Genomic DNA, 21,559 nt, shown 5'->3' with positions numbered 1-21,559 from the left:
CCAACCTAGCACTTGCTTGGTGCGTTATGCTAGCGGACATGACCTCGATCAACCTCGCCGATCGGGCCGTCGACCTCGGCGAATGGGCGGCAGCCACCCCGCAGGCCGCCGACGAGTTCGCGGCCGCGGTGCGGACTTGGCTGGCGGACAACCTCGTCGGCGAGTTCGCCGACCTGAAGGGGCGCGGCGGTCCCGGCAGCGAGCACGAGTTCTTCGAGCGTCGGCTGGCCTGGGACCGTCACCTGGCCGCCGCGGGCTGGACGTGTCTGGGCTGGCCGACGCGCCACGGCGGTCGTGGTGCGACGCTCGAACAGCGCATCATCTTCCACCGCGAGTACGCCCGCGCCAACGCACCCGCCCGGGTGAATCACCTCGGCGAGGAATTGCTCGGCCCGACGCTCATCGAGTTCGGCACCGAGGAGCAGAAGCAGCGTTTCCTTCCGGGCATCGTCGACGTGACCGAGCTGTGGGCGCAGGGCTATTCCGAGCCGGGCGCCGGGTCGGACCTGGCCGGCGTCTCCACCACCGCCCGCCTCGACGACGACACCTGGATCATCAACGGCCAGAAGATCTGGACGTCGCTGGCGCATGTGGCGCAATGGGTGTTCGTGATCGCCCGGACCGAACCCGGTTCCACTCGTCACGCCGGTCTCAGCTTCTTGCTGGTACCGCTCGATCAGCCGGGCATCACCGTCCGCCCGATCCAGCAGCTCACCGGCACATCGGAATTCAACGAGGTCTTCTTCGACGACGCGGCCACCGACGCCGACCTCATCGTCGGTCAACCGGGCGAGGGCTGGAAAGTCGCGATGGGGCTGCTGCAATTCGAGCGCGGCGTGTCCACCCTTGGTCAGCAGGTAGGTTTCGCACGCGAGCTCGACAACCTCGTCGAGGTGGCGAAAGGCACTGGTGCGATCGATGATCCAGAGATCGCGAGTCGCCTGGCCCGGGCCGGCATCGGCCTGAACGTGATGCGCGCTCATGCCCAGCGGACGCTCGACCGTGACGTGACCTCCCAGGCGGGTGCTGCGTCGGTGTCGAAGTTGTTGTGGGCCAACTGGCATCGCGATCTCGGCGAGCTCGCGATGGACGTCGTCGGCGCGCCGTCGCTGATCGGTCCGGATACGACAGTCGAAGGCCAGGTCAACGACATCACCGACCCCGAACACGTCGAACTCGACGACTGGCAACGACTGTTCCTCTTCACCCGGGCCGACACCATCTACGGCGGCTCGAATGAGGTGCAGCGCAACATCATCGCCGAGCGGGTGCTCGGCCTACCCCGGGAGGCCCGGTAGCCATGACCCAGACCCAACAACCCGTCGTCTCGCCGCTGGCGACCCCGCCCGCCGAGACTCCCGGTCACGGTCTGCTGCTCGGCAAGAAGGTGGTGGTGACCGCGGCCGCGGGTACCGGCATCGGATTCGCCACCGCACGGCGGGCGCTGCTCGAAGGCGCCGACGTCCTGGTCAGCGACTGGCACGAGCGCCGACTGGGAGAGACGGCGCAGAAACTCGCCGAGGAGTTCCCCGAGCAGACCATCACCCAGGCCGCCTGCAATGTCCAGGCGACCGCCGAGGTCGACGCCCTGATCGACCGTGCCGCAAGCGAACTCGGTCGTATCGATGTGCTGGTGAACAACGCCGGACTCGGCGGTGAGACACCGGTGGCGAAGATGACCGACGAGGAATGGGACCGCGTCGTCGACATCACCCTCACCGGCACCTTCCGGGCCACCCGTGCCGCGTTGCGCTACTTCGAGTCGGTCGAGCAGGGTGGTGTCATCGTGAACAACGCGTCCGTCCTCGGCTGGCGCGCTCAGCGCGGACAGGCCCACTACGCCGCCGCCAAGGCGGGCGTGATGGCGCTGACGCGTTGTGCCGCAGTCGAAGCCGCCGATGTGGGGGTGCGCATCAACGCGGTGGCACCCTCGATCGCCAAGCACCCCTTCCTCGCGAAGGTGACCAGCGACGACCTTCTCGACGAACTCGCCTCGCGCGAGGCCTACGGCCGCGCGGCCGAGGTCTGGGAGGTGGCCGCGACCATCGCGATGCTCGCCAGCGACTACACCACCTACCTCACCGGCGAGGTGGTCTCCATCTCCAGCCAGCGAGCCTGACCCTGATCATCCACCAGGAGAACACATGTCCACACCGCAGGCCTACATCGTCGACGCCGTCCGGACTCCGGTCGGCAAGCGCAACGGATCGCTGGCCAAGACCCATCCCGCCGACCTCGGCGCGCATATCATCTCCGCACTCGTTGAGCGCACCGGCATCGACCCGGCCGTCGTCGACGACGTGGTCTTCGGCTGCCTCGACACCATCGGCGGACAGGCCGGCAACGTCGCCCGCACCGCATGGCTGGCCGCCGGGATGCCGCTCGAGGTGCCCGGCACCACCGTCGATCGGCAGTGCGGCTCGAGCCAGCAGGCCATCCATTTTGCCGCGCAGGGGGTGATGAGCGGAACCCAGGACGTCGTCGTCGCGGGCGGTCTGCAGAACATGAGCGCCATCCCGATCTCGCAGGCGATGATCGCCGGCAAGGAGTTCGGATTCACCACTCCGACAGCGGAATCCGTCGGCTGGCGGGAACGCTTCGGCGACGCGCAGGTCTCTCAGTTCATCGGCGCCGACATGATGGCCAAGCGCTGGGACATCAGCCGCGAGGACATGGAACGCTGGGCGCTGCAGTCGCATGAGCGGGCCCGCGCCGCCATCGCAGCCGGACGCTTCGACAACGAGAACATCCCGCTGGGTGACTGCGTCGTCGACGAATGCCCCCGCGAGACGTCGATGGAGAAGATGGCCGGTCTGCAGCCGCTGGCCGAGGGATCGTTGCTGACCGCCGCGGTCGCCTCCCAGATCGCCGACGGCGCCTCGGCGACGCTGGTCGTCTCCGAGCGGGCACTGAAGCAGTACGGGCTCACGCCGCGGGCCCGGATCCATCACATGTCGGTCCGCGGCGACGACCCGGTGATGATGCTCTCGGCACCCATCCCGGCCACCAGGTACGCACTGGAGAAGACCGGACTGAGCATCGACGACATCGACGTGGTCGAGATCAATGAGGCCTTTGCGCCGGTGGTGCTCGCCTGGCTGCAGGAGATCGGTGCCGATCCGGCCAAGGTCAACCCCAACGGCGGAGCCATCGCGCTCGGTCATCCGCTCGGCGCGACCGGCGCCAAACTGTTCGCGACCCTGCTCAACGAACTCGAGCGCACCGGCGGACGCTACGGCCTGCAGACCATGTGCGAGGGCGGTGGCACCGCCAACGTGACGATCATCGAGCGTCTGGGCTGATCGGCCTCGTCGAGATCTTCTGACTGTCGAGACCTTCTGACAACGGGTGTGGCCACATGTCTGTGATGTGGCGCATACTATGGTGTGGGACAAGCGGGGCATTTCGTTTCAACCGCTTACGACATCAATCGGAGGATCTCGATGACCAAACCTGCAAAGGCAGATTCTGGGGCGGCGAACGCAGGGGCGACCAGTGCGACCAAGAACGCACGCGTGTCGTCGGAAGAGCACACGATGACCGAGCTGGTCGAGATCCAGCGCGCGGCCTTCCTGCGGGACGGAATCCCCAGTGCCGACGTGCGCATCGATCGCATCACCCGGCTGGGTGCACTGCTGCTCGACAACGCCGACGAGATCGCCGAGGCGCTCACCGAGGACTTCGGTTCGCGCCCTCGTGACCTGTCGATCGCGACCGACGTCGTGGGCTGCATGATCGACCTGACCCATCAGCGTCGCGGCGTCAAAGAATGGATGGCCGAGACCAAGACGGCCAAGGTGCAGGGCATGCTCGGCTTCAAGCAGCGTGTGCGGCACGATCCGCTCGGCGTCGTCGCGATCATGGGGCCCTGGAACTTCCCGCTGCAGCTGACCTTCGTGCCCGCCGGATCGGCTTTCGCCGCCGGTAACCGGGTGCTGATGCGCCCGTCGTCGATCACCGCGCGTACCACCGAGGTGATCGCCAAGCACGCACCCGACTACTTCTCTCTCGAGGAGTTCGCGGTGGTCACGCCCAAGCATGGCTCGGGTTCGGATTTCGCGAAGCTCAAGGTCGACCACATGTTCTTCACCGGGTCGCCCGAGGTGGGGGCGTCGGTGGCGGCCGAGGCGGCCAAGAACCTGATCCCGGTGACCCTCGAGCTCGGTGGCAAGAACCCCGCAGTTGTCGACATCGACGCCGACATCGACAAGGCGGCCAACTTCCTCGCCGACGCCCGGCTGGTCAACGGCGGCCAGGTGTGCCTGTGCCCCGACTACGTGTTCGTGCCCGAAGCCAAGCTCGGCGAGTTCACCGACAAGGTGATCGCCCGCTGGACCAAGAACTTCGATTCGATCGTCGGCAACCCCGAGTACACCGCGACGATCAACCAGAAGAACTACGAGCGCATCCTCGACCTGATCGACGATGCCGAGCAGCTCGGCGCCACCAAGCGTCAGGTGATCCCGGCCGGTGAGCCGCTGCCCAACGCCGAACAGCGCAAGATCCCGCCGACCCTGCTCACCGGCGTCAAGGCCGGGATGAAGATCGAGGAGGACGAGGTCTTCGGGCCGGTCCTGTCGGTCTATCCCTACCGGAATCTGTCCGAGGTGATCAGCCACATCACCTCGCATCCGCATCCGCTCACCATGTACTGGAGCGGTGACGACAACGAGCGGTTCCAGGAGCTCTCGGACAGCACCCGCAGCGGGTCGATCAACGCCAACGACTTCGCCATCCACCTGTTCGGCGCGGAGTTGCCGTTCAGTGGCGTCGGACGCAGCGGAATGGGCGGCTACCACGGCAAGACCGGTTTCGAGACCTTCAGCCACGCACGCGCGGTGGCGTTCTCGACCCTGCCCATCTCGGTCGCCGAGATGATGTCGCCGCCGTTCCTTCCGAAGGACACCAAGATGACGAACAACCAGCTCAAGCTCTGGAAGTTCTTCAACAACCGGGCCGCCAAGAAGGTGCGTAAGCGCCTCGGGCACTGAGTTCGATCGACACGCTTGGCCGGGACCGTTCGACGCGGTCCCGGCCAAGCGCTTGCTAGGGTGAACCACAGACCTCAGGAGGAGTGGTGTCACCACGTAGTGCGCAATCGACCCGTCGCGACGAATTGCTGGCCACGGCCGGGCAGATGTTCGCCGAACAGGGCCTGCGGTCCACCACGGTGCGTGACATCGCCGACGCCGCGGGCATTCTCTCCGGAAGTCTGTATCACCACTTCGACTCCAAGGAGGCGATGGTCGACGAGATCCTCCGCGGCTTCCTCGACGACCTCTTCGACCGCTACCGGGCGATCGCCGCTGCCGGACTCTCCGCCACCGAGACGCTGCGGCAGTTGGTGATCGCCTCCTTCGAATCGATCGACGCGCAGCGCAATGCCGTGGCGATCTATCAGGACGAAGCGAAACGCCTTGCGGGACAAGCCCGTTTCGGTTATATCGACACCCTCAACGTCGAGTTTCGGCAGTTGTGGCAGGCGGTGCTGCAGCGTGGCGTCGACGACGGCGAGTTCCGTGCCGACCTCGATGTCGTCCTCGTGTACCGGTTCCTGCGCGACACCGTCTGGGTGGCCGTGCGGTGGTACCGGCCGGGCGGGTCGCTCACCGTCGAGGCCATCGCGGATCAGTACCTGACGGTGGTGCTCGACGGGCTGTTGCCGCGCTGACTGAGTCCAGGAACTCGCATCGGGCCGGCGCCTACCCTCGAAGCATTCATCCACTACGCGTGTGACGAGAGTTCGCTCAATCGACTGAGCAATCGTGCAGTTGCTACCGGTCTGGGGTGTGCACGGCCGAATCCTGCCAGGGGGACCCCGGCGATGAAAGTCGTCCGGATGTCGTTGTCATACAGCACATCGACGAGATGCAGGAACCGTTGTGCGGGTTCGCGGCCGGCATTCGCGAGGTCAGGGATTCCGGTGATGACCCGGCGGGTGAAACGACCGGCGAGGTCGAGGTAGTCCGCGGCGCCGAGGGGTGTGCCGCAGATATCGACGAACTCGACGTGAAGACGGTCGGAGTCGGCATATCGGGCGCGCACTGTTCGTCCCGCGACGACGATGTCGACGGGTCGGGAGGCGGGCTCGCGGTTGTCGGTGTTCGTCACCCACCGGCCTGCACCGAACCCCGTCACGTGGGCCGAGCGGGTGCGGTAATCGATGCCTGCGTCCAATTCGATGACAGTGCAGTGGGATTCGATGAAGTGGATGCTCGGGAGGAAGGAGTCGTGGAACAGCGGGCTGGGCATCAGTGCATCCGGCACGTGGTTGGACGTGATGATCACGCGTATCCCGTGCTCATCAGCGGCTCGCAGAAGCGTCATGACGAAGATGCCGTCGGCCGGATCGTCCACGTCGAGTTCGTCGAAGCACAGGACCCGGGCATTGCCGAGCAGGTGACGTACGGCTCGCTTCATGCCGCCGAATGTATCGATGGCCCTGTGCAGGTCGCGGATGTAGGTATGCCAGTCAGGCGGGCCACGGCGTCAGCGGGCAACCCGCCGGTGTAGACGTCCATCAACCAGGACTTACCGCGTCCGGCCGGCCCGGTGAGATACACCCAGCCATCCGGTGAGCACAGGGCGGTCACTGCCACGCGCTGTGAGTCATCGAGCTCGATTCCGGCGGTCAACGCCGCATCGTCGAACACCCGGGGCGACACCCGGAGAGAGCGGTTTCGAAAGAGCCCCACGATTAACTCTATCATCCTAGAGTTTAGATAGGCTGTAGCCATGCCACGTCCCAGCCGTCGACCCGTGATCTGCGACGCCGCGATCGAACTGGCCGCGACGGGAGGCAACCATGCGGTCACCCATCAGGGCATTGATCGACACCTCGACCTACCGCGCGGATCCACGTCGTACTACTTCAGGACAAGAGAAGCGCTGATCGCGGCGGCGGTGGATCGACTGGTCGAGCGGTCGCGGGACAGTTTCGAGTCCAGGTTGGCGGGCGATCGGATGCAGCCGGATCGGCTCATCGCCGACTACCTCGACGAGTTGCTCACGCAGCGGCGCAGCGATGTCCTCGCCCGGCTCGCGCTGATGCAGGACCCGGCCGTTGACGCTGACGCGCGCGGTGCGTTGGCGCGTTGCCTGTTCTCGTCGCCGGCTGCGGAGGGGCTGATGGTGGCACTGTCGGCGCCGGACGCCACCAGGGCTGCCGCCGATCTGATCACTGTTCTCGAAGGCATTGTTGCCGTGCACATTTACGGCTTGCGACACAGCGTGACCGCGGTGCGTGGAGACCTGGCCGAATCGTTCCAGCCGATGGTGCAGCGAGCACTGGACGTCAGTTCGGTGCGACCGCCGGCGACCACCGAACCGGAGGTCCCGGCGTCGACGTGAGCACGCCGCGCTCACCGAGCACGATGAGGTGCGCGTTGGTCTCCCGTAAAGCCATATAGGCCAGTCCTTCTGACAGATCCGAGAAGGGTCGCGACCACGTCACCGAGCGGGTGATCTCCCACGGGGTCGACTCCGGATGTGCATGGACGGCCGCGGTGATCTCGTCAAGCCGCGTCTCGTGATGGCCGAGCAGCGCAGTGACACGTTCGGCGAGACCGCGGAACCGGTACTCATGCGACGGCAGCGCCTCGAGATCGCCGATGCGCTCGGTGTTCGCCAGTGACACAAGGTATTCGGCGAGCGGATCTGCGGAGCCGAAGATGCTGGTGGACACGTTCGGGCTAATCCGCGGCAACAGATGGTCGCCGGTGAAGATGACGCCGGCGTCGTCGTCGGCGAAGCACAGATGCCCCGCGGTGTGGCCCGGTGTCCACAGCGCACGCACATTCCATCCTGGGAGATTCAGTGGCGCATCGTGTTCGAGCTCGACGTCGACGGACCGGCCGTCGGGGAGCCGGACGAAGACACGCAGGCCGCTGCGGTCGGGGTCGACCGGCGGAGCGCCCAGGGCTTCGGATTCGGCTGCCTCGGCGGCGATTTGGGATTCCACCTCGGCGTCGGAATGGAAACGCAGATGACGGGCATCGTTGCGGTGCATCGCGAGCACCGGGTCGGCGTGCTCCAGAAGTCGTGGGACGAGCCCGAAGTGGTCGGGATGTAGGTGAGTGATCGACACGTGCCGGACATCGGCGATGTCGTGCCCGGTGGCATGGATGCCGTCGACCAGGGCCTGCCACGATTCCTCGGCGTTCCAGCCTGTGTCGATGAGGGCAAGACCGTCAGGCAGGGCGAGCGCGTAGACCAGGATGTACCGCAGCGGATTGTCCGGCATCGGCACCGGGATCGACCACAGGCCCGGGCGGACCTCTTCGACGGGCGGCAGGACCTTGGCCGCCCACGCCTCCCGCTGACTGTGTCCGGTCACCTCGATCGTGTGCATCTGAACCTCCTGCGGGCCGACGGCGGAGTCGGGGGAGCGACGGCTGGGCAACGCCGTCACCCTTCCTGCCATCCGATCACAGCGGTTCGTTGCGCTCAACAACGGGTTGCTAGTGTGACGGGTGTAACACCAGGAAAGAGGCTGACAATGACCGCACAGTTCACCGAGTCCACCCGCTCCGCGATTGCGATCGCGCGTCAGCAGACCCTCGGTGACCTGCTCCGACGCACCGCGCTGCGTGTTCCGGAGAAGGTGGCCATCATCAACGGCCCGCGGACGCTGACGTTCGCCGAGTTCGATGCCGCAGTTAACCGGTGCGCCAACATGCTGGCCGCCAAGGGGCTGACGAAGGGCGACCGGCTTGCACTGGTCAGCCACAACAACTGGCAGTTCGCCACGCTGCACTACGCGACCGCCCGGCTTGGCGTGATCCTGGTGCCGGTGAATTTCGGTCTGGGGGCCGACGAGATCGCCTTCATCCTCGAGCACTCCGGGGCCACTGCGGTGGTCGCCGAGGACACCCTGGTCCCCACGGTCGCCAAGGCCGTTGAGATCGCGGATCTCACGCTGTCGGCGCGTGGTTGCATTCACGCCGGCGGCCTCGCACCCGACGCCGACTGGGAAGACGTCGACACCTGGATGCTCGACGGCGACTCGACCCCGCCGCAGGTCTCCATCGCCGACGACGACCCGCTGCGCCTGATGTACACCTCGGGCACCGAGTCACGCCCGAAAGGTGTGCTGCTCTCGTCGAAATCGCTGATCAACCAGTATGTTTCGTGCGTGATCGACGGTGGCATGGCCGGCGACGACGTCGAAATCCATTCCCTCCCACTGTTTCACTGCGCACAGCTCGACTGCTTCCTTTCCGTCGACGTCTTCTTGGGGGCCACCAGCATCATCCTGCCGGGGCCCGATCCGGCGACAGTACTCGAGACCATCGAGACCCAGGGCGTGACCAAGCTGTTCTGTCCACCGACGGTGTGGATCTCGCTATTGCGTCATCCCGACTTTGATCGCCGCGACCTGTCGTCGCTACGTAAAGGGCTACTACGGTGCGTCCGCCATGCCCGTCGAAGTGTTGCGCGAGATGGCGCGACGACTTCCGCAGGTGTCGTTGTGGAACTTCTACGGCCAGACCGAGATGTCGCCGTTGGCCACGATCCTGTTGCCGCACGAGCAGATCGAGCGCGCTGGGTCGGCCGGGCGGGCGGCCCTGAATGTGGAGACCCGCGTCGTCGACGACGAGAACAACCCGGTGCCCACCGGTGAGGTCGGGGAGATCGTGCACCGCAGCCCACATGCGTGCCTGGGTTATTGCAACGACGAGGAGAAGACCGCGGCCGCGTTCGCCGACGGCTGGTTCCATTCCGGTGATCTCGGCATCATCGACGCCGACGGATATCTGTCGGTGGTCGACCGGAAGAAGGACATGATCAAAACTGGCGGCGAGAACGTCGCCTCACGTGAGGTGGAAGAGGCCATCTACCAGCTCGACGGTGTCGCCGAAGTCGCCGTCTTCGGTGTGCCGCACCCGAAGTGGATCGAGGCGGTGACGGCGGTGGTGGTCCCCAAAGAAGGGGCGACGATCACCGAGGAGGACGTCGAGGCGCATCTCGAGGGGATTCTCGCCGGCTACAAGCGGCCCAAGTACGTGGTGTTGGCCGACGCCCTGCCCAAGAACCCATCGGGGAAGATTCTCAAGAAGGATCTGCGCACCTAGCATGCGGATATCGCCTCGCACTGAGGGCTCGATCGGTAGCGTGCTCTTCGCGGGCTGTTCGTCGTCGGAGACCACCACCGCGTCATCGACCCCAGCGCCACCGCCCAAGCCGGACACGCTGTTTCGCAGTGTGCGGGTGCTCGATGTCCGGGCCGGACGCCTGGGTGACCCGCCCGACGTACTGGTGCGTGGCAACACGATCACCACCATCGGTCCCGGACAACAGGGCAACCCTCAGACTGCGGTGGTCGATGGCGGCGGACGAACCCTGATGCCCGGTCTCATCGACAACCACGTCCACCTGATGTTCGGTAGTTCCACGATGACCGAGCTGACCGATTCCAACAGGGCGCCAGAGGATTACGCGGCCGCCGCGCTCGCCTCCGCGCAGGCCATGTTGCTGCGTGGATATACTGCGGTCCGCGATGTGGGTGGTCCGATCTTCCCGCTGAAGGCGGCCATCGACAGCGGGCGGGCGAAAGGCCCGCGGGTGTGGCCGTCGGGAGGCATGGATCTCGCAGACCGGGGGCCACGGCGATTTCCGCACCCCACAAGAACTCTCGCGGCGCCTCACCGGTGAGCAATCGCGCGCCGAGAAGATCGGTGCCGCCTTCATCGTGGACGGCCACGACGAGGTCTTGACCGCGGCACGCGAGAATCTACGGATGGGCGCGAGCCAGCTGAAGGTCACCGCCGGTGGTGGTACGTCCTCGGCCTATGACCCGATCGATGTCACGCAGTTCACACCGGAGGAACTGCAGGCGGCGGTGATTGCCGCGGCCGACTGGAACACCTATGTGACAGTGCACGCGTACACGCCGAAATCGGTACGACGTGCGGTCGACGCCGGAGTGCTCTGCATCGAACACGGCCAGCTTCTCGATCGCCCGACGGTCGATCTGCTCGCCCAGCGCGGGATCTGGCTTTCCGGACAGTATCTGGTCCCCAACACGCCGAGTATGCCCGCGGAACGAAAGGCCAAGCGGCAGGGCATCTTGGAGGGCAATGCCCGCGTGTGGCCGATGGCGAAGGAAGCCGGTGTCAAGCTGGCGTGGGGCACCGACTTCCTCTTCGAACCCGACCTGAACCCTCAGCAGAACAAGATGCTGCTCTCTCTGACTGAATGGTTCAGTTCCGCTGAGCTTTTGCGTCTGGCCACCTACGACAATGCGCAGTTGCTCGCGCTGAGCGGTCCGCGCGTTCCCTACGCAGGCACTCTTGGCGTGGTGGAACCGAGAGCGCTCGCCGATCTCATCGTGGTGAACGGAGATCCGTTGGCCGACATCAACCTGATTGCCGACCCGCGCAAGAACTTCGACGTCGTGATGAAGGACGGGAAGCTCTACAAGAACACCCTCCCGACGAGCTGAGCGCCGGCGACGATCAGTGCCCGGTGGTGAACCGTTCCCGGACGTGGTTGCGCTGCTCGATCTCGTCGACAAAGGCAAGGGCGTAATCGGCACCCGAAATCTCCGAACTGCCATCGTCTTTGGTGACCAGGACGTCGCCGCCGGTGCGGTAGGAGCCGGTGGCCTCGCCCGGCGCGAACGAACCGAACAGCGCAGCCGGCGACACATAGAACCAGTCGAGTTCGGCGGGCGCGTCGCGCAGGGCATCGAGGACCTTGGCGTGGGCGAGTGCCTCGGGCTTCCAGTCGTCGTGGAACTCGGGTGTATCCACCAGACGCGGCCCGCCCTCGGCGACGAGCGAACTGCCCGCACCGCCGACGACGCCGAGTCGCGCGCTGTTCGAGATAGCGGCGTCGACGATGGACGGAACCAGGTCGACGAGTGGACTTCCGTCCACGTCGGCGCCGTGCACGGCGATGACCAGGTCGTCGGCGTCGGCGGCCGCGGTGGCGACGGTGTCGGGGTCGGTGAGGCTCCCGGTCCGGTAGGTCACACCGTCGACCGGGTTCTCCGGCGCGCCGTGCCTGCTGTAGGAGACGACGCCATGCCCACGTCGTGCGGCCTCGGCGGCGATGTGGCCGCCCGCGTATCCGGTTCCACCAAAGATCACAATGTTGCTCATGGTGGCGTCAACGCAGAGGTCTCGGCGTGACATTCCCGCCAGGTCGGACAGGGTTTAGAGATGTGCGCCACTCACCCGTACGACCCGAGTACCTTCAGCCTCTCATGTGCCTGGGTCATGATCGACTGGATCAGTTCGTCGCAACTCGGTAGGTCGTCGATCATGCCCACCACCTGGCCCGAGGCCAGCACACCGGCGCGGGTGTCACCTTCGACGAGGCCGGCCTTCAGCAGCATCGGGGTGTTGCCGGCCATGATGATCTGCTGCCAGGTGCGCTCACCGGAACGACGCATGGACCGCCCGTCGCGCAGCATCGTGGTCCAGCGCATACCGGTCATCTGCTTGAACTCGTTGGCGTTTCGCGCTGCGGCGTACAGCGCCTTCGCGCGGCTGCCGCTCTCGAGCGCCTCGACGAGCGGTGTGCGCAGCACGCGGTGCGGCATGCCGTCGACCTTGAGCGACACCACGGTGTCGCCGAGACCGCGCTGCAGGTACTCCTGCTTCACGGCGTCGGGGACGGCGCTGTCGGAGGTCAGCAGGAAGCGGGTGCCCATGGCCACCCCCTCGGCCCCGTAGGCCAGTGCCGCGGCCAGCCCCCGCCCGTCGAAGAACCCGCCGGCGGCGACGACCGGAATGCCATCGGTGCCGAGCGCATCCAGCACCGACGGCAGCAGCAGAGTGGTGGCGACCGGGCCGGTGTGTCCGCCACCTTCACCGCCCTGCACGATGACGGCGTCGGCGCCCCAGGAAGCCACCTTGACCGCATGCTTGGCCGCGCCGATCGACGGGATCACCACCACCCCATGGTCTTTGAGTTTGGCGATCAGTTCCTTCTTGGGCGCGAGGGCGAACGAGGCCACCCTGACTCCCTCACGGATCAGCAGGTCGATCCGCTCGGGTGCGTCGGTCGCGTCCGCCCGGATATTCACGCCGAAGGGCTTGCCGGTCAACGACTTCGTCTTCGCGACCGCCGCCTCGAGCTCGGCATAGGTCATCGTCGCCGACGCCAGGATGCCCAGACCGCCGGCATTGGATGTTGCCGACGTCAGCGCCGGCCCCGACACCCACCCCATCCCGGTCTGCACGACCGGATACTCGACGCCGACCAACTCGGTGAATCGTGTCGCGATCCCGGCGGCGCGGCCTGCGGCGGTCATCGAACTTCCTTGTTCCGAACACCCTTGGGATCGAGCACATCTCGGATGATGGCGAGTTCCTCGTCCGTCGGCCGACGCGTCTCGGGAGCGTCGGCGAGGCCGTTGATCTCGAAGGAGGTGTTCTCGGCCACATCGTCGGCACTCACCCCGGGATGCAACGACAGCGCGCGCATCGTGTGGTCGGGACCGCCAAAGTCGAACACGCCGAGATTGGTCACCACGCGGTGGATGTCCAGATCGTCGAAGGCGGGGTTCTCGGGGTCGGCCTTGTCGTAACCGACGCCGCACACGATGTCGACGGTGTCGACGAAGACGCGGCTGGAGTGGCGGGCCACCCAGTAGCTCGTCGGGTGGTTGATGGTGTTGCCGGGAGCGCCCCGCGAACCGAACATCTGGCGGGTCGGATGCTGCAGCGGACCAAATGCCGACAGGTTCTGGTTGCCATAACGGTCGATCTGATTGGCGCCCATGACCACATGGCGCCGACCCGACGCGACCACGTCGAACACCTTGCGGAACGGCATCCAGCCCTCGATCGGTCCGGTCTTGCCGATTGCGGGCGTATCCGCGAGGATGAGCGCCTCGCCGTCGGTGATCAGCAGGTCGGGTTCGGTGGTCAGCCGGGCCAGCCGGGCGCCGAGCAGGGGCGTCGGCGCCATCGGCGACGCCATGATCTCGCCTGCGCCGGAGAATATCTCGGCACACGCGAGAACGCAGTACTCGGCGCGGGTGACCTCGGTCGCCGACTTGGTGGTGGTCACTGGTTCTTCTCCTCCTGCTCGGCCTGCCACGTCGTCACCTCGCGCTGATACGTTTCCTCGTCGACCTGCAGGAAGCGCTCAGAGAAGGTCTTCCACGTATCCGGCTCCTTGGCCGAGGCCACATAGAACTGTTGGAAACGCTCGTCGCGTGTGTACTCGCCGGCAAACGTGAAGTGCGCCCCGTTGGGTGTGTGCACAACCCGATCGACGTTCATTCGATTCAGCAGAAGTCGTTGATGGGGAACGGTTTTCACCAGCACCTCGGTGGAGACCAGCTGGTCGGTCTCCAGATAGCGGCGGTCGGCCGCAGCGCAGTACAGGTCGTCGAAGTAGGGGTCGACGCCGGTGTATGCCGCGTTACCACGGCTATCGGCGAGATCGAGGTGCACGAATGCCGCGTCGAGACGCAGTGCCGGCATCGCCACCAGGGTTTGCGTGCGACCGTCGGTGTCCGGATACGGGGATTCGACAGTCTTCAACTCGCCCTCCCAGAAGGAGAGGACGTCGGACCCGAGGCCGGCGCGGATCGGCAGGAAGGGGAGCCGGGCGGCAGCGGCCTCGAGGCCGCACTTCACCATGCCCTCGTCCATCTCACGGACCTCGATGGCGCCGGTGGTGCGGGCGTTGGCGAACCACGGGTCGTAGAACGGCGCCGAATCCAGCGAGACGAACCCGTAGTAGGCGCGTTTCACTTTGCCTGCGGCACAGAGGAGTCCGAGATCCGGTCCACCGTAGGTGACCACGGTGAGATCCCTGACGTCGGAGCGGGCGAGGGCGCGGACGAGGGCCATCGGCTTGCGGCGTGAACCCCAGCCGCCGATGCCGATCGTCATGCCGTCGTGCAGTTCGGCGATGACGTCGTCGAGAGTGCTGGTCTTGTCGGTTGTCATGTCAGGCACGGCCTCCGGCGGAGTTGACGGGTTTTCCGGTGGCGACAAAGGCGTCGCGGTGTTCGTCGGACACCCCGGCGAGATTGAGTTCGAAGGTGAATCCCTGCTCGAGGCGGTAACTGGCCTTCACGTCGACGGGGTCGATGTGGTTGATGGCCTCCTTGGCCGCGCGGATCACGCGGGTGTCCTTGGCGGCGATCTGTTCGGCGACCTCCATCGCGGTGTCGCGCAACTGTTCTCGTGGCACCACGCGGTAGACCGAGCCGAAGTGTTCGAGTTGCTGGGCGGTAACGTTCTGCGCCGTGTAGTACAGCGTGCGCATCATGTGCTGTGGCACCAGTCGGGCGAGGTGGGTGGCCGCACCGAGTGCGCCCCGGTCCACCTCGGGCAGACCGAAGACGGCGTCGTCGGAGGCCACGATGACGTCGGCGTTGCCGACCAGCCCGATGCCACCGCCGACGCAGAAACCGTTGACGGCCACGATGACCGGCACGGCGCAGTCGTACACCGCAGAGAAGGCCGCAGCGCACCCGCGATTGGCACCGATGAGGGCGTCGAAACCCTCGGTGGCCTGCATCTCCTTGATGTCGACGCCGGCGTTGAAGCCGCGCCCCTCGGCGCACAAGACCACGACGTGGGTCTCGGTGTCCTCGCCGGCGGCGGTGATCGCGTCGGCCAGCTCGAACCACGCCGCCGAAGGCAATGCGTTCACCGGGGGATAGTCGACGGTCACCGTCACGATCCCCGATGCGGTGCGTGTGGTGGTGATCGGCACCCGTGCTCCTCTCGTCGATCGCAGCGCGATCCAGATTCAACCAAGCAAGTGCTTGGTTGTTTGGTAGGGTATCACCCATGGACAGGCAGTCACAGGCCGAACTCGGCCTGACGAAGCGGGTGGTCCTGGTGACCGGTGGTGCACGAGGGGTCGGCGCCGGCATCACCAGGACGCTGATCGCGCTCGGCGCGAGGCCGGTGATCTGCGGCCGCACGCCCGACAACGTCGTCGACGACCTGCGCGCCGTCGAGTTCATCTCGTGCGACGTCCGCGACGACGCCGCCGTCGAGGCGATGATCGCGGAGATCGTCGAGCGACACGGGCGCCTCGACGGGGTGGTCAACAACGCCGGCGGATCACCGTTCGTGCTGGCCGCAGACGCATCGGCGCGATTCACCGGCAAGATCGTCGAACTGAATCTCCTGGCACCGATGTCGGTGGCCCGCCATGCCAACGCCGCGATGCAGCAACAGGACAGCGGTGGCGCGATCGTCAATGTGTCCAGCGTCAGCGGGCATCGCCCGTCGCCGGGTACCTCCGCCTATGGAGCGGCCAAGGCCGGACTCGACAACGCGATGTCGTCACTGGCCGTCGAATGGGCGCCGCGGGTGCGGGTGAACTCGGTGGTCGCCGGGCCGGTGGTCACCGAGCAGTCGCATCTGCACTACGGCGACGACGCCGGCGTGGCCGCCGTGGGGGCCACCATCCCGATGGGTCGGATGGCCACCGGGGCCGACGTCGGCAATGCGGTGTCATTCCTCTTGTCACCGTTGGCGGGCTACATCACCGGGTCGACGCTGACGGTGCATGGTGGGGGAGAACGACCGGCCTTCCTCGACGCGGCGACGGTCAACAACGAGCAATCCGTGAGCACTGGGTGAAAGGAAAGTGGTGGGAGACAAGCTGAACGAGGGTCGAGTCGCGATCGTCACCGGTGCCGGACAGGGCATCGGCCGGGCGCACGCGCTGGCCCTGGCGGCCGACGGGGCCGCGGTGGTGGTCAACGACTACGCCGCAGAGGCGGCCAATGCGGTGGTCGAGGAGATCCGTGCGAGTGGCGGCTCGTCGGTGGCATCGGTCGGCGACGTCGCCGACTGGGATCACGGCGCTGCCATGGTCGAGGCCGCCGTCGCCGAATTCGGCCGGCTCGACATCCTGGTCAACAACGCCGGATTCGTCCGCGATCGGATGCTGGTGTCACTCTCGGAAGATGAGTGGGACTCCGTGGTGCGCGTGCACCTCAAAGGGCATTTCGTGACGCTGCGGCACGCCGGCGCGTACTGGCGCAGCGAATCCAAGGCCGGACGGCAGCCCGACGGGCGCATCGTCAACACGAGTTCCGGTGCGGGACTGTTCGGTTCGGTCGGTCAGGGCAATTATGTGGCCGCCAAGGCCGGCATCCTCGGCCTCACCATCCAGGCCGCAGCCGAACTCCGCGGCTATGGCGTCACCGCCAACGCGATCGCTCCGGCGGCGCGCACTCAGATGACGATGGGGGCCGGCGACGCGATGGCCGCCCAGATGGCTGCACCCGCCGACGGTTCCTTCGACGCGATGAACCCGGCCAACATCTCACCGCTCGTCGTCTGGCTGGGCTCGCCTGAGTCGTCGGCTGTCACCGGCCGGGTCTTCGAGGTCGAGGGCGGACGTATCACCGCGCTCGACGGGTGGCAGCGCAGCGTGGAGCGGGACAAGAGAAGTCGTTGGGAGCCTGCGGAACTCGGCGCCGTCGTCGAGGAGTTGCTGGCCAAGACCCCCGAACCCGTGCCCGTGTACGGAGCGCGGTGACCGACGACCGCGCCCAGGACCCGGTGGCGACCGCCCGGATTGCGGCGGCCAAAGCCTACGTCGATGCGCTCGTCAGCCATCGATCCGGTGACGTGTCCCTGCATCCGGATTGCACCCGTGTGGAATTCGGTATCAAGACCGGACGCAACGGGCCGCACATCGCGCGGAGTCTCGCCCGTGGACCGCAGTTCCGGCTCATCCACCGCATCAGCGGTTTCGAGGCCGAGGTCGACGGGCACACCGTCACCACGCGGTATTTCGTGCACGTGCACCCCAAACCGCTGGGACTCGCGGCTCCGGTGTCGGAGACCTTCGTCATCGACGAGGACGACCGCATCCGGGCGATCGTCGCGCGGTTCGGGGTGCCGCGCCGGCTACGGGACTGACGTTCGCCGTCAGGCGCCCGGAGCGCGGACCACCATCGGGACGCCCGGGAAGTAGGCTGCCATCTCCGAGCGTGACTTGCGTAGCGCCGCAGTGCCATAACCGTGTTTGCGGTGCTCGGGATGTATCCAGATCCGGACGTCCACCTCGCCGTCGGTGAGTTCGCCGAAGACGAAACCGACCTTGGCGGAACCTTCCTCGGCCACGAGCCAGACGGCTTCCTCGTTGTCCACGCGGCTCGTCGCCTTGGTGATCTCGTCGCTGAGGTCACCGGCGGGCCGGCCGGATCCGTCGCCGGCGACGCCGAGCTCCTCGGTGCGCACCTTGAACAGATCGGCGTCGGCGTCGGAGGAGAAGGGCCGCAGTTCCAGGTTGTCGCCGCTGCTGGCCGGGCGCTCGCTCAGGGTGAAGGTCAACGCCGAGTTCAGGTCGTCGAGTTCGGCCTGATTCTTGCGACGCTCGTCCTTGGTGAGCTGATCGAGCTTCATGTCGAGAATGGCCCGGGCACCGAGCTGCGACTTGCCCAGCAAGTCGACGATCGCCGCGACGGCTTCGTCGTGATTCTCGGCGTCGACGATGGCGTCGAGCACCTCGTGACGGCGCTCGAGCGCGGTGAGTAGGGCGTCGGCGATGTCACGACGGGTGGTTGCCTGGTCAAGATCAGTCATGAGGACGATCCTAATGGACGTGCGCCGGTGCCGCCCCGCTACGCCGCACTGCACCGCAGTGCCGGTGAGTGTCGAAAATGCAACACGTTCCACTTTGGTGTCGGACGCGGTATGTGCATGTGAACGCGGTTTCCGATCGATTGACTTCCCTGGAGTTGAAACACGTCCTAGTCTGGTTGCATGACCGACGTTGCGCAGCAGGCCACCGACTTCGACCATCTCCGCGGGGGAACCCACATGGGCGACCTGATGGTCGCCGCACTTCGCCGTCACGCGGATCGCAAGGTACTCGTGCTCGGCGACACCGAGATGACCGGCGGTGAGATGGCCGCGGCGGTGAGCCGCTACATCCAGGCCTTCGAGGCGGTCGGCGCGGGCACGGGTACCGCGGTGGGGCTGCTCGCCCTCAACCGTCCGGAGGTGCTGTTCGTCATCGGGGCCGGGCAGACGCAGGGGTGGCGGCGTACCGCGCTGCACCCGCTCGGCTCCCTCGACGACCACGCCTACGTCCTCTCCGACGCCGGGGTCACGACGCTGGTGATCGACCCGGTGCCGATGTTCGTGGAACGTGCCGTCGCGCTCCTCGACCGCGTCGACGGTCTCAAGCAGATCCTCACGCTGGGGCCGGTGCCGGAGGCGTTGGCGGCGCACGGACGCGACATCATCGCCGAGGCCGACACGTATGCACCCAAACCGCTTGTGGCGGCGCAGCTGCCGCCCGAACACGTCGTGTCGATCACCTACACCGGTGGTACCACCGGGAAACCCAAGGGAGTCATCGGTACCGCGCGTGCCATGGCCACCATGACCCAGATCCAGCTCGCCGAATGGGAATGGCCGCAACATCCGCGATTCCTGCTCTGCACCCCGCTCTCACACGCGGGTGCCGCCTTCTTCATCCCGACCCTGATGAAGGGCGGGTCGATGGTGGTGCTCGCGAAGTTCGATCCCGCCGAGGTGCTGCGTACCATCGAGGAGCAGAAGATCACCGCCACCATGCTGGTGCCGTCGATGCTGTACGCCCTGATGGACCACCCGGATTCGCGGACGCGTGACCTCTCGTCACTGGAGACCGTGTATTACGGTGCGTCACCGATCAATCCGGTTCGTCTCGCCGAGGCGATCGACCGCTTCGGACCCATCTTCGCGCAGTACTACGGACAGTCCGAGGCGCCGATGGTGATCAGCTACCTGCCCAAGGACGCCCACCCGCGCAAAGGTGAGGACCAGCGTCGGCTCAGCAGTTGCGGCCGCCCGTCGGCGTTCCTGCGGACCGCTCTGCTCGGTCCCGACGACAAACCGGTCGAACCGGGCGAACCCGGCGAGATCTGCGTCGCCGGACCACTTCTCGCAGGCGGGTACCTCGGATTGCCCGAGCAGACCGCCGAGACCTTCCGCGACGGTTGGCTACGCACCGGCGACGTGGCTCGCGAAGACGCGGACGGATTCTGGTACATCGTCGACCGCACCAAGGACATGATCGTCACCGGTGGTTTCAATGTCTTCCCTCGTGAGGTGGAAGACGTTGTCGCCGAACATCCGTCGGTCGGTCAGGTCGGCGTCATCGGAGTACCTGACGAGAAGTGGGGTGAGATGGTGACCGCGGTCGTCGTGCTGCGATCCGACGTCGCGGCCGACGATGCGGCGAAGGCGACGATCGCCGCCGAGATCCAGGAGGCCGTCAAGGAGCGCAAGGGTTCGGTCCAGTCACCCAAACAGGTCATCTTCACCGACGCCTTACCGTTGACCGCGCTGGGCAAACCGGACAAGAAGGCGCTGCGGGCACAGTACTGGGAGGGCAGCGACCGCGGCGTCGGCTGAGTACCGTCAGTTGAAGCAATCGCAACAGTCGCAGCAATCGTCGCAGTTGTCACACGTGTTGGCGTCGCACACTGGTGATTTCCATTTGTCCGAGCAGTGATTCCAGTGGTCGGCGCAGCATGCCCGGCCCGTGCAGGCGACTCCCGCGAACCGCAGAAGTCGTTGGTGCAGTCGTCGATTCGGCTGAAACGGTGGCGGGTAGGGCCAGTTGGTGGGGAAGTCCGGTGGCCGCTGTCCGGGCCAGATGACGGGCTGGCGTGCCTGTGTTCGATGGCCGCCGCAGCGACCGTGATTCGGGGTCCGGCGCGAGACTGCATGAGTCAAGCCGTCGAGAAGGACCGCACGGAGCAGCCGGTCGTCGTGGAGAGCCAGCGTGTCGTAGCGGCGGCGGATGGCCGACACGAGTCGTCGGCAGTCGGCCAGCGCGGCGGCGACCGTGGTGCCGGTCGCGTCCAGTGGGTTGAATGAGCCGCTGCGCCGGTCGTCATCCAGATCGTCGATGGCGTTAATCAGATGTGCGACGCGACCGAAGTCGAAACCCATGGCGGCCAGGGTATTCCGATTCTGATCTGCGCCGGCGAGGTCGGCTGCGGAGGCGAAGACCGCGGCGGCCGCTTCCGCCGACGCGCGGGTCAGCTCATCGAGGCCGGCGGACTGCGTCTCGACGACATGCTGGCGGGACAGCCGAAGCAGGATGCCGTCGACGCCCAGGACGTCCGCGACGGTCGTGTCGGCGGCGGCACCGGCGCGCAGACGACCACCGAGGTGTCGGGCGATCATGCGGCGTGAACGCGACGGCGCCGCCAGCCCCGACTTCTGCTCGGCGACGGTGTCGTAGGCCTTCCCGGCCGCGAGAGTCAGCGACGCGGTGGTGGCGAGCCGGATTCCGGGGTCCTCGGCGACCACCACGTCGGCCGACTGCATACCTCGCAGCGGGCAACGTCCTGCCCGGGCCGACACCGGGGATTCCGCACGTTGGGCGGCGAGGAGCACCGACACCATGACCGCGTCGGTGTTGGTGGTCAGTCGTGTCGCCTGGCCATGGTTGTCGCGCAGCGAAAGACAGAGTCCGCAGAGATGAGCGCGCCACTGATCGGCCAGGTCGGCGTCCAAGGTATGGCGGCACGGCGCGAGAATCCCGAACATCCGACGATCAAACCACGATCCCGATCGGGCGGCGGCGCACCGTCGGTCGGTCGGGTGACACGTGT

At 66.4% G+C, this 21,559-nt stretch carries 21 protein-coding genes and 1 pseudogene; 13 read left to right on the top strand and 9 right to left on the bottom strand.

The genetic code is table 11. The features are described 5' to 3' along the window. Positions 1 to 38: 38 nt before the first annotated feature. From GBRO_RS19855 to GBRO_RS19835, 5 genes are all read left to right on the top strand, one after another. Entirely contained in the window at positions 39 to 1,298 is a 1,260-nt protein-coding gene (locus tag GBRO_RS19855; protein WP_012835669.1) for an acyl-CoA dehydrogenase family protein, read from the top strand. A gap of 2 nt (positions 1,299 to 1,300) precedes the next feature. Then, entirely contained in the window at positions 1,301 to 2,119 is an 819-nt protein-coding gene (locus tag GBRO_RS19850; protein WP_012835668.1) for an SDR family oxidoreductase, read from the top strand. Between the two features lie 25 nt (positions 2,120 to 2,144). After that, on the top strand, positions 2,145 to 3,302 hold the full coding sequence (locus GBRO_RS19845; protein ID WP_012835667.1) for an acetyl-CoA C-acetyltransferase: 1,158 nt from the start codon (positions 2,145 to 2,147) through the stop codon (positions 3,300 to 3,302). A gap of 141 nt (positions 3,303 to 3,443) precedes the next feature. Next, on the top strand, positions 3,444 to 4,991 hold the full coding sequence (locus GBRO_RS19840; protein WP_012835666.1) for an aldehyde dehydrogenase family protein: 1,548 nt from the start codon (positions 3,444 to 3,446) through the stop codon (positions 4,989 to 4,991). An 86-nt stretch (positions 4,992 to 5,077) separates the two neighbouring features. After that, complete coding sequence (locus GBRO_RS19835) at positions 5,078 to 5,671, top strand: TetR/AcrR family transcriptional regulator (RefSeq protein ID WP_012835665.1); 594 nt, start codon at positions 5,078 to 5,080, stop codon at positions 5,669 to 5,671. 53 nt (positions 5,672 to 5,724) lie between these two features. Here GBRO_RS19835 and zapE read toward each other — a convergent pair whose 3' ends face one another. Beyond that, complete coding sequence (gene zapE, locus GBRO_RS19830; RefSeq protein WP_052298310.1) at positions 5,725 to 6,420, bottom strand: AFG1/ZapE family ATPase; 696 nt, start codon at positions 6,418 to 6,420, stop codon at positions 5,725 to 5,727. A 315-nt stretch (positions 6,421 to 6,735) separates the two neighbouring features. On the opposite strand from zapE, the gene GBRO_RS19825 reads away from it, so the two are divergent. Next, complete coding sequence (locus tag GBRO_RS19825) at positions 6,736 to 7,350, top strand: TetR/AcrR family transcriptional regulator (RefSeq protein ID WP_012835664.1); 615 nt, start codon at positions 6,736 to 6,738, stop codon at positions 7,348 to 7,350. On the opposite strand, the gene GBRO_RS19820 is transcribed toward GBRO_RS19825, so the two are convergent. After that, a complete protein-coding gene (locus tag GBRO_RS19820) occupies positions 7,295 to 8,350 on the bottom strand; it encodes an MBL fold metallo-hydrolase (RefSeq protein WP_012835663.1) in 1,056 nt (351 codons plus the stop codon). The genes GBRO_RS19825 and GBRO_RS19820 overlap by 56 nt on opposite strands. A gap of 147 nt (positions 8,351 to 8,497) precedes the next feature. Here GBRO_RS19820 and GBRO_RS19815 point away from each other — a divergent pair. The 3 genes and pseudogenes from GBRO_RS19815 (at position 8,498) to GBRO_RS27165 (ending at position 11,443) form a co-directional block, all read left to right on the top strand. Then, positions 8,498 to 10,073 (top strand): annotated as a pseudogene (locus GBRO_RS19815) (acyl-CoA synthetase). Position 10,074: 1 nt separating this feature from the next. After that, a complete protein-coding gene (locus GBRO_RS27170) occupies positions 10,075 to 10,653 on the top strand; it encodes an amidohydrolase family protein (protein WP_227892963.1) in 579 nt (192 codons plus the stop codon). A gap of 85 nt (positions 10,654 to 10,738) precedes the next feature. Next, a complete protein-coding gene (locus tag GBRO_RS27165) occupies positions 10,739 to 11,443 on the top strand; it encodes an amidohydrolase family protein (RefSeq protein WP_324608855.1) in 705 nt (234 codons plus the stop codon). A 13-nt stretch (positions 11,444 to 11,456) separates the two neighbouring features. On the opposite strand, the gene GBRO_RS19805 is transcribed toward GBRO_RS27165, so the two are convergent. The 5 genes from GBRO_RS19805 to echA20 form a co-directional block, all read right to left on the bottom strand. Continuing rightward, positions 11,457 to 12,104, bottom strand: coding sequence for an NAD(P)-dependent oxidoreductase (locus GBRO_RS19805; RefSeq protein ID WP_012835662.1), 648 nt, complete (start codon positions 12,102 to 12,104; stop codon positions 11,457 to 11,459). A gap of 71 nt (positions 12,105 to 12,175) precedes the next feature. Further along, entirely contained in the window at positions 12,176 to 13,261 is a 1,086-nt protein-coding gene (locus GBRO_RS19800) for an NAD(P)H-dependent flavin oxidoreductase (RefSeq protein WP_012835661.1), read from the bottom strand. After that, positions 13,258 to 14,022, bottom strand: coding sequence for a CoA-transferase subunit beta (locus GBRO_RS19795; protein ID WP_012835660.1), 765 nt, complete (start codon positions 14,020 to 14,022; stop codon positions 13,258 to 13,260). Before GBRO_RS19795 ends, GBRO_RS19800 begins: the two co-directional genes overlap by 4 nt. Next, on the bottom strand, positions 14,019 to 14,912 hold the full coding sequence (locus GBRO_RS19790) for a CoA transferase subunit A (protein ID WP_012835659.1): 894 nt from the start codon (positions 14,910 to 14,912) through the stop codon (positions 14,019 to 14,021). The genes GBRO_RS19795 and GBRO_RS19790 overlap by 4 nt, the downstream gene beginning before the upstream one ends. Before the next feature lies 1 nt (position 14,913). Further along, on the bottom strand, positions 14,914 to 15,687 hold the full coding sequence (echA20, locus tag GBRO_RS19785; protein WP_012835658.1) for a (7aS)-7a-methyl-1,5-dioxo-2,3,5,6,7,7a-hexahydro-1H-indene-carboxyl-CoA hydrolase: 774 nt from the start codon (positions 15,685 to 15,687) through the stop codon (positions 14,914 to 14,916). Between the two features lie 77 nt (positions 15,688 to 15,764). Here echA20 and GBRO_RS19780 point away from each other — a divergent pair, with 77 nt between their 5' ends. The 3 genes from GBRO_RS19780 to GBRO_RS19770 are packed head-to-tail and all read left to right on the top strand — an operon-like array spanning position 15,765 to position 17,861. Then, complete coding sequence (locus GBRO_RS19780) at positions 15,765 to 16,568, top strand: SDR family oxidoreductase (RefSeq protein WP_012835657.1); 804 nt, start codon at positions 15,765 to 15,767, stop codon at positions 16,566 to 16,568. A gap of 10 nt (positions 16,569 to 16,578) precedes the next feature. Further along, positions 16,579 to 17,475, top strand: coding sequence for an SDR family oxidoreductase (locus tag GBRO_RS19775; protein WP_012835656.1), 897 nt, complete (start codon positions 16,579 to 16,581; stop codon positions 17,473 to 17,475). Then, entirely contained in the window at positions 17,472 to 17,861 is a 390-nt protein-coding gene (locus GBRO_RS19770) for a hypothetical protein (RefSeq protein WP_012835655.1), read from the top strand. The genes GBRO_RS19775 and GBRO_RS19770 overlap by 4 nt, the downstream gene beginning before the upstream one ends. Before the next feature lie 9 nt (positions 17,862 to 17,870). Here GBRO_RS19770 and GBRO_RS19765 read toward each other — a convergent pair whose 3' ends face one another. Further along, the gene (locus GBRO_RS19765; RefSeq protein ID WP_012835654.1) at positions 17,871 to 18,527 is read right to left on the bottom strand and encodes a GNAT family N-acetyltransferase; all 657 of its coding nucleotides are present in this window, start codon (positions 18,525 to 18,527) and stop codon (positions 17,871 to 17,873) included. Between the two features lie 180 nt (positions 18,528 to 18,707). Here GBRO_RS19765 and fadD8 point away from each other — a divergent pair, with 180 nt between their 5' ends. Beyond that, positions 18,708 to 20,348 (top strand): fatty-acid--CoA ligase FadD8, encoded by a 1,641-nt coding sequence (gene fadD8 / locus GBRO_RS19760; RefSeq protein WP_012835653.1) that lies wholly within the window; start codon positions 18,708 to 18,710, stop codon positions 20,346 to 20,348. Positions 20,349 to 20,354: 6 nt separating this feature from the next. Here fadD8 and GBRO_RS19755 read toward each other — a convergent pair whose 3' ends face one another. Continuing rightward, entirely contained in the window at positions 20,355 to 21,494 is a 1,140-nt protein-coding gene (locus GBRO_RS19755) for a DUF5685 family protein (protein WP_012835652.1), read from the bottom strand. Positions 21,495 to 21,559 lie beyond the last annotated feature (65 nt).

Source organism: Gordonia bronchialis DSM 43247, from assembly GCF_000024785.1.
Taxonomy (GTDB): Bacteria; Actinomycetota; Actinomycetes; order Mycobacteriales; family Mycobacteriaceae; genus Gordonia; species Gordonia bronchialis.
The sequence above is the reverse complement of the archived record's forward strand: the minus strand, read 5'-3'. Positions and strand labels throughout refer to the sequence as shown.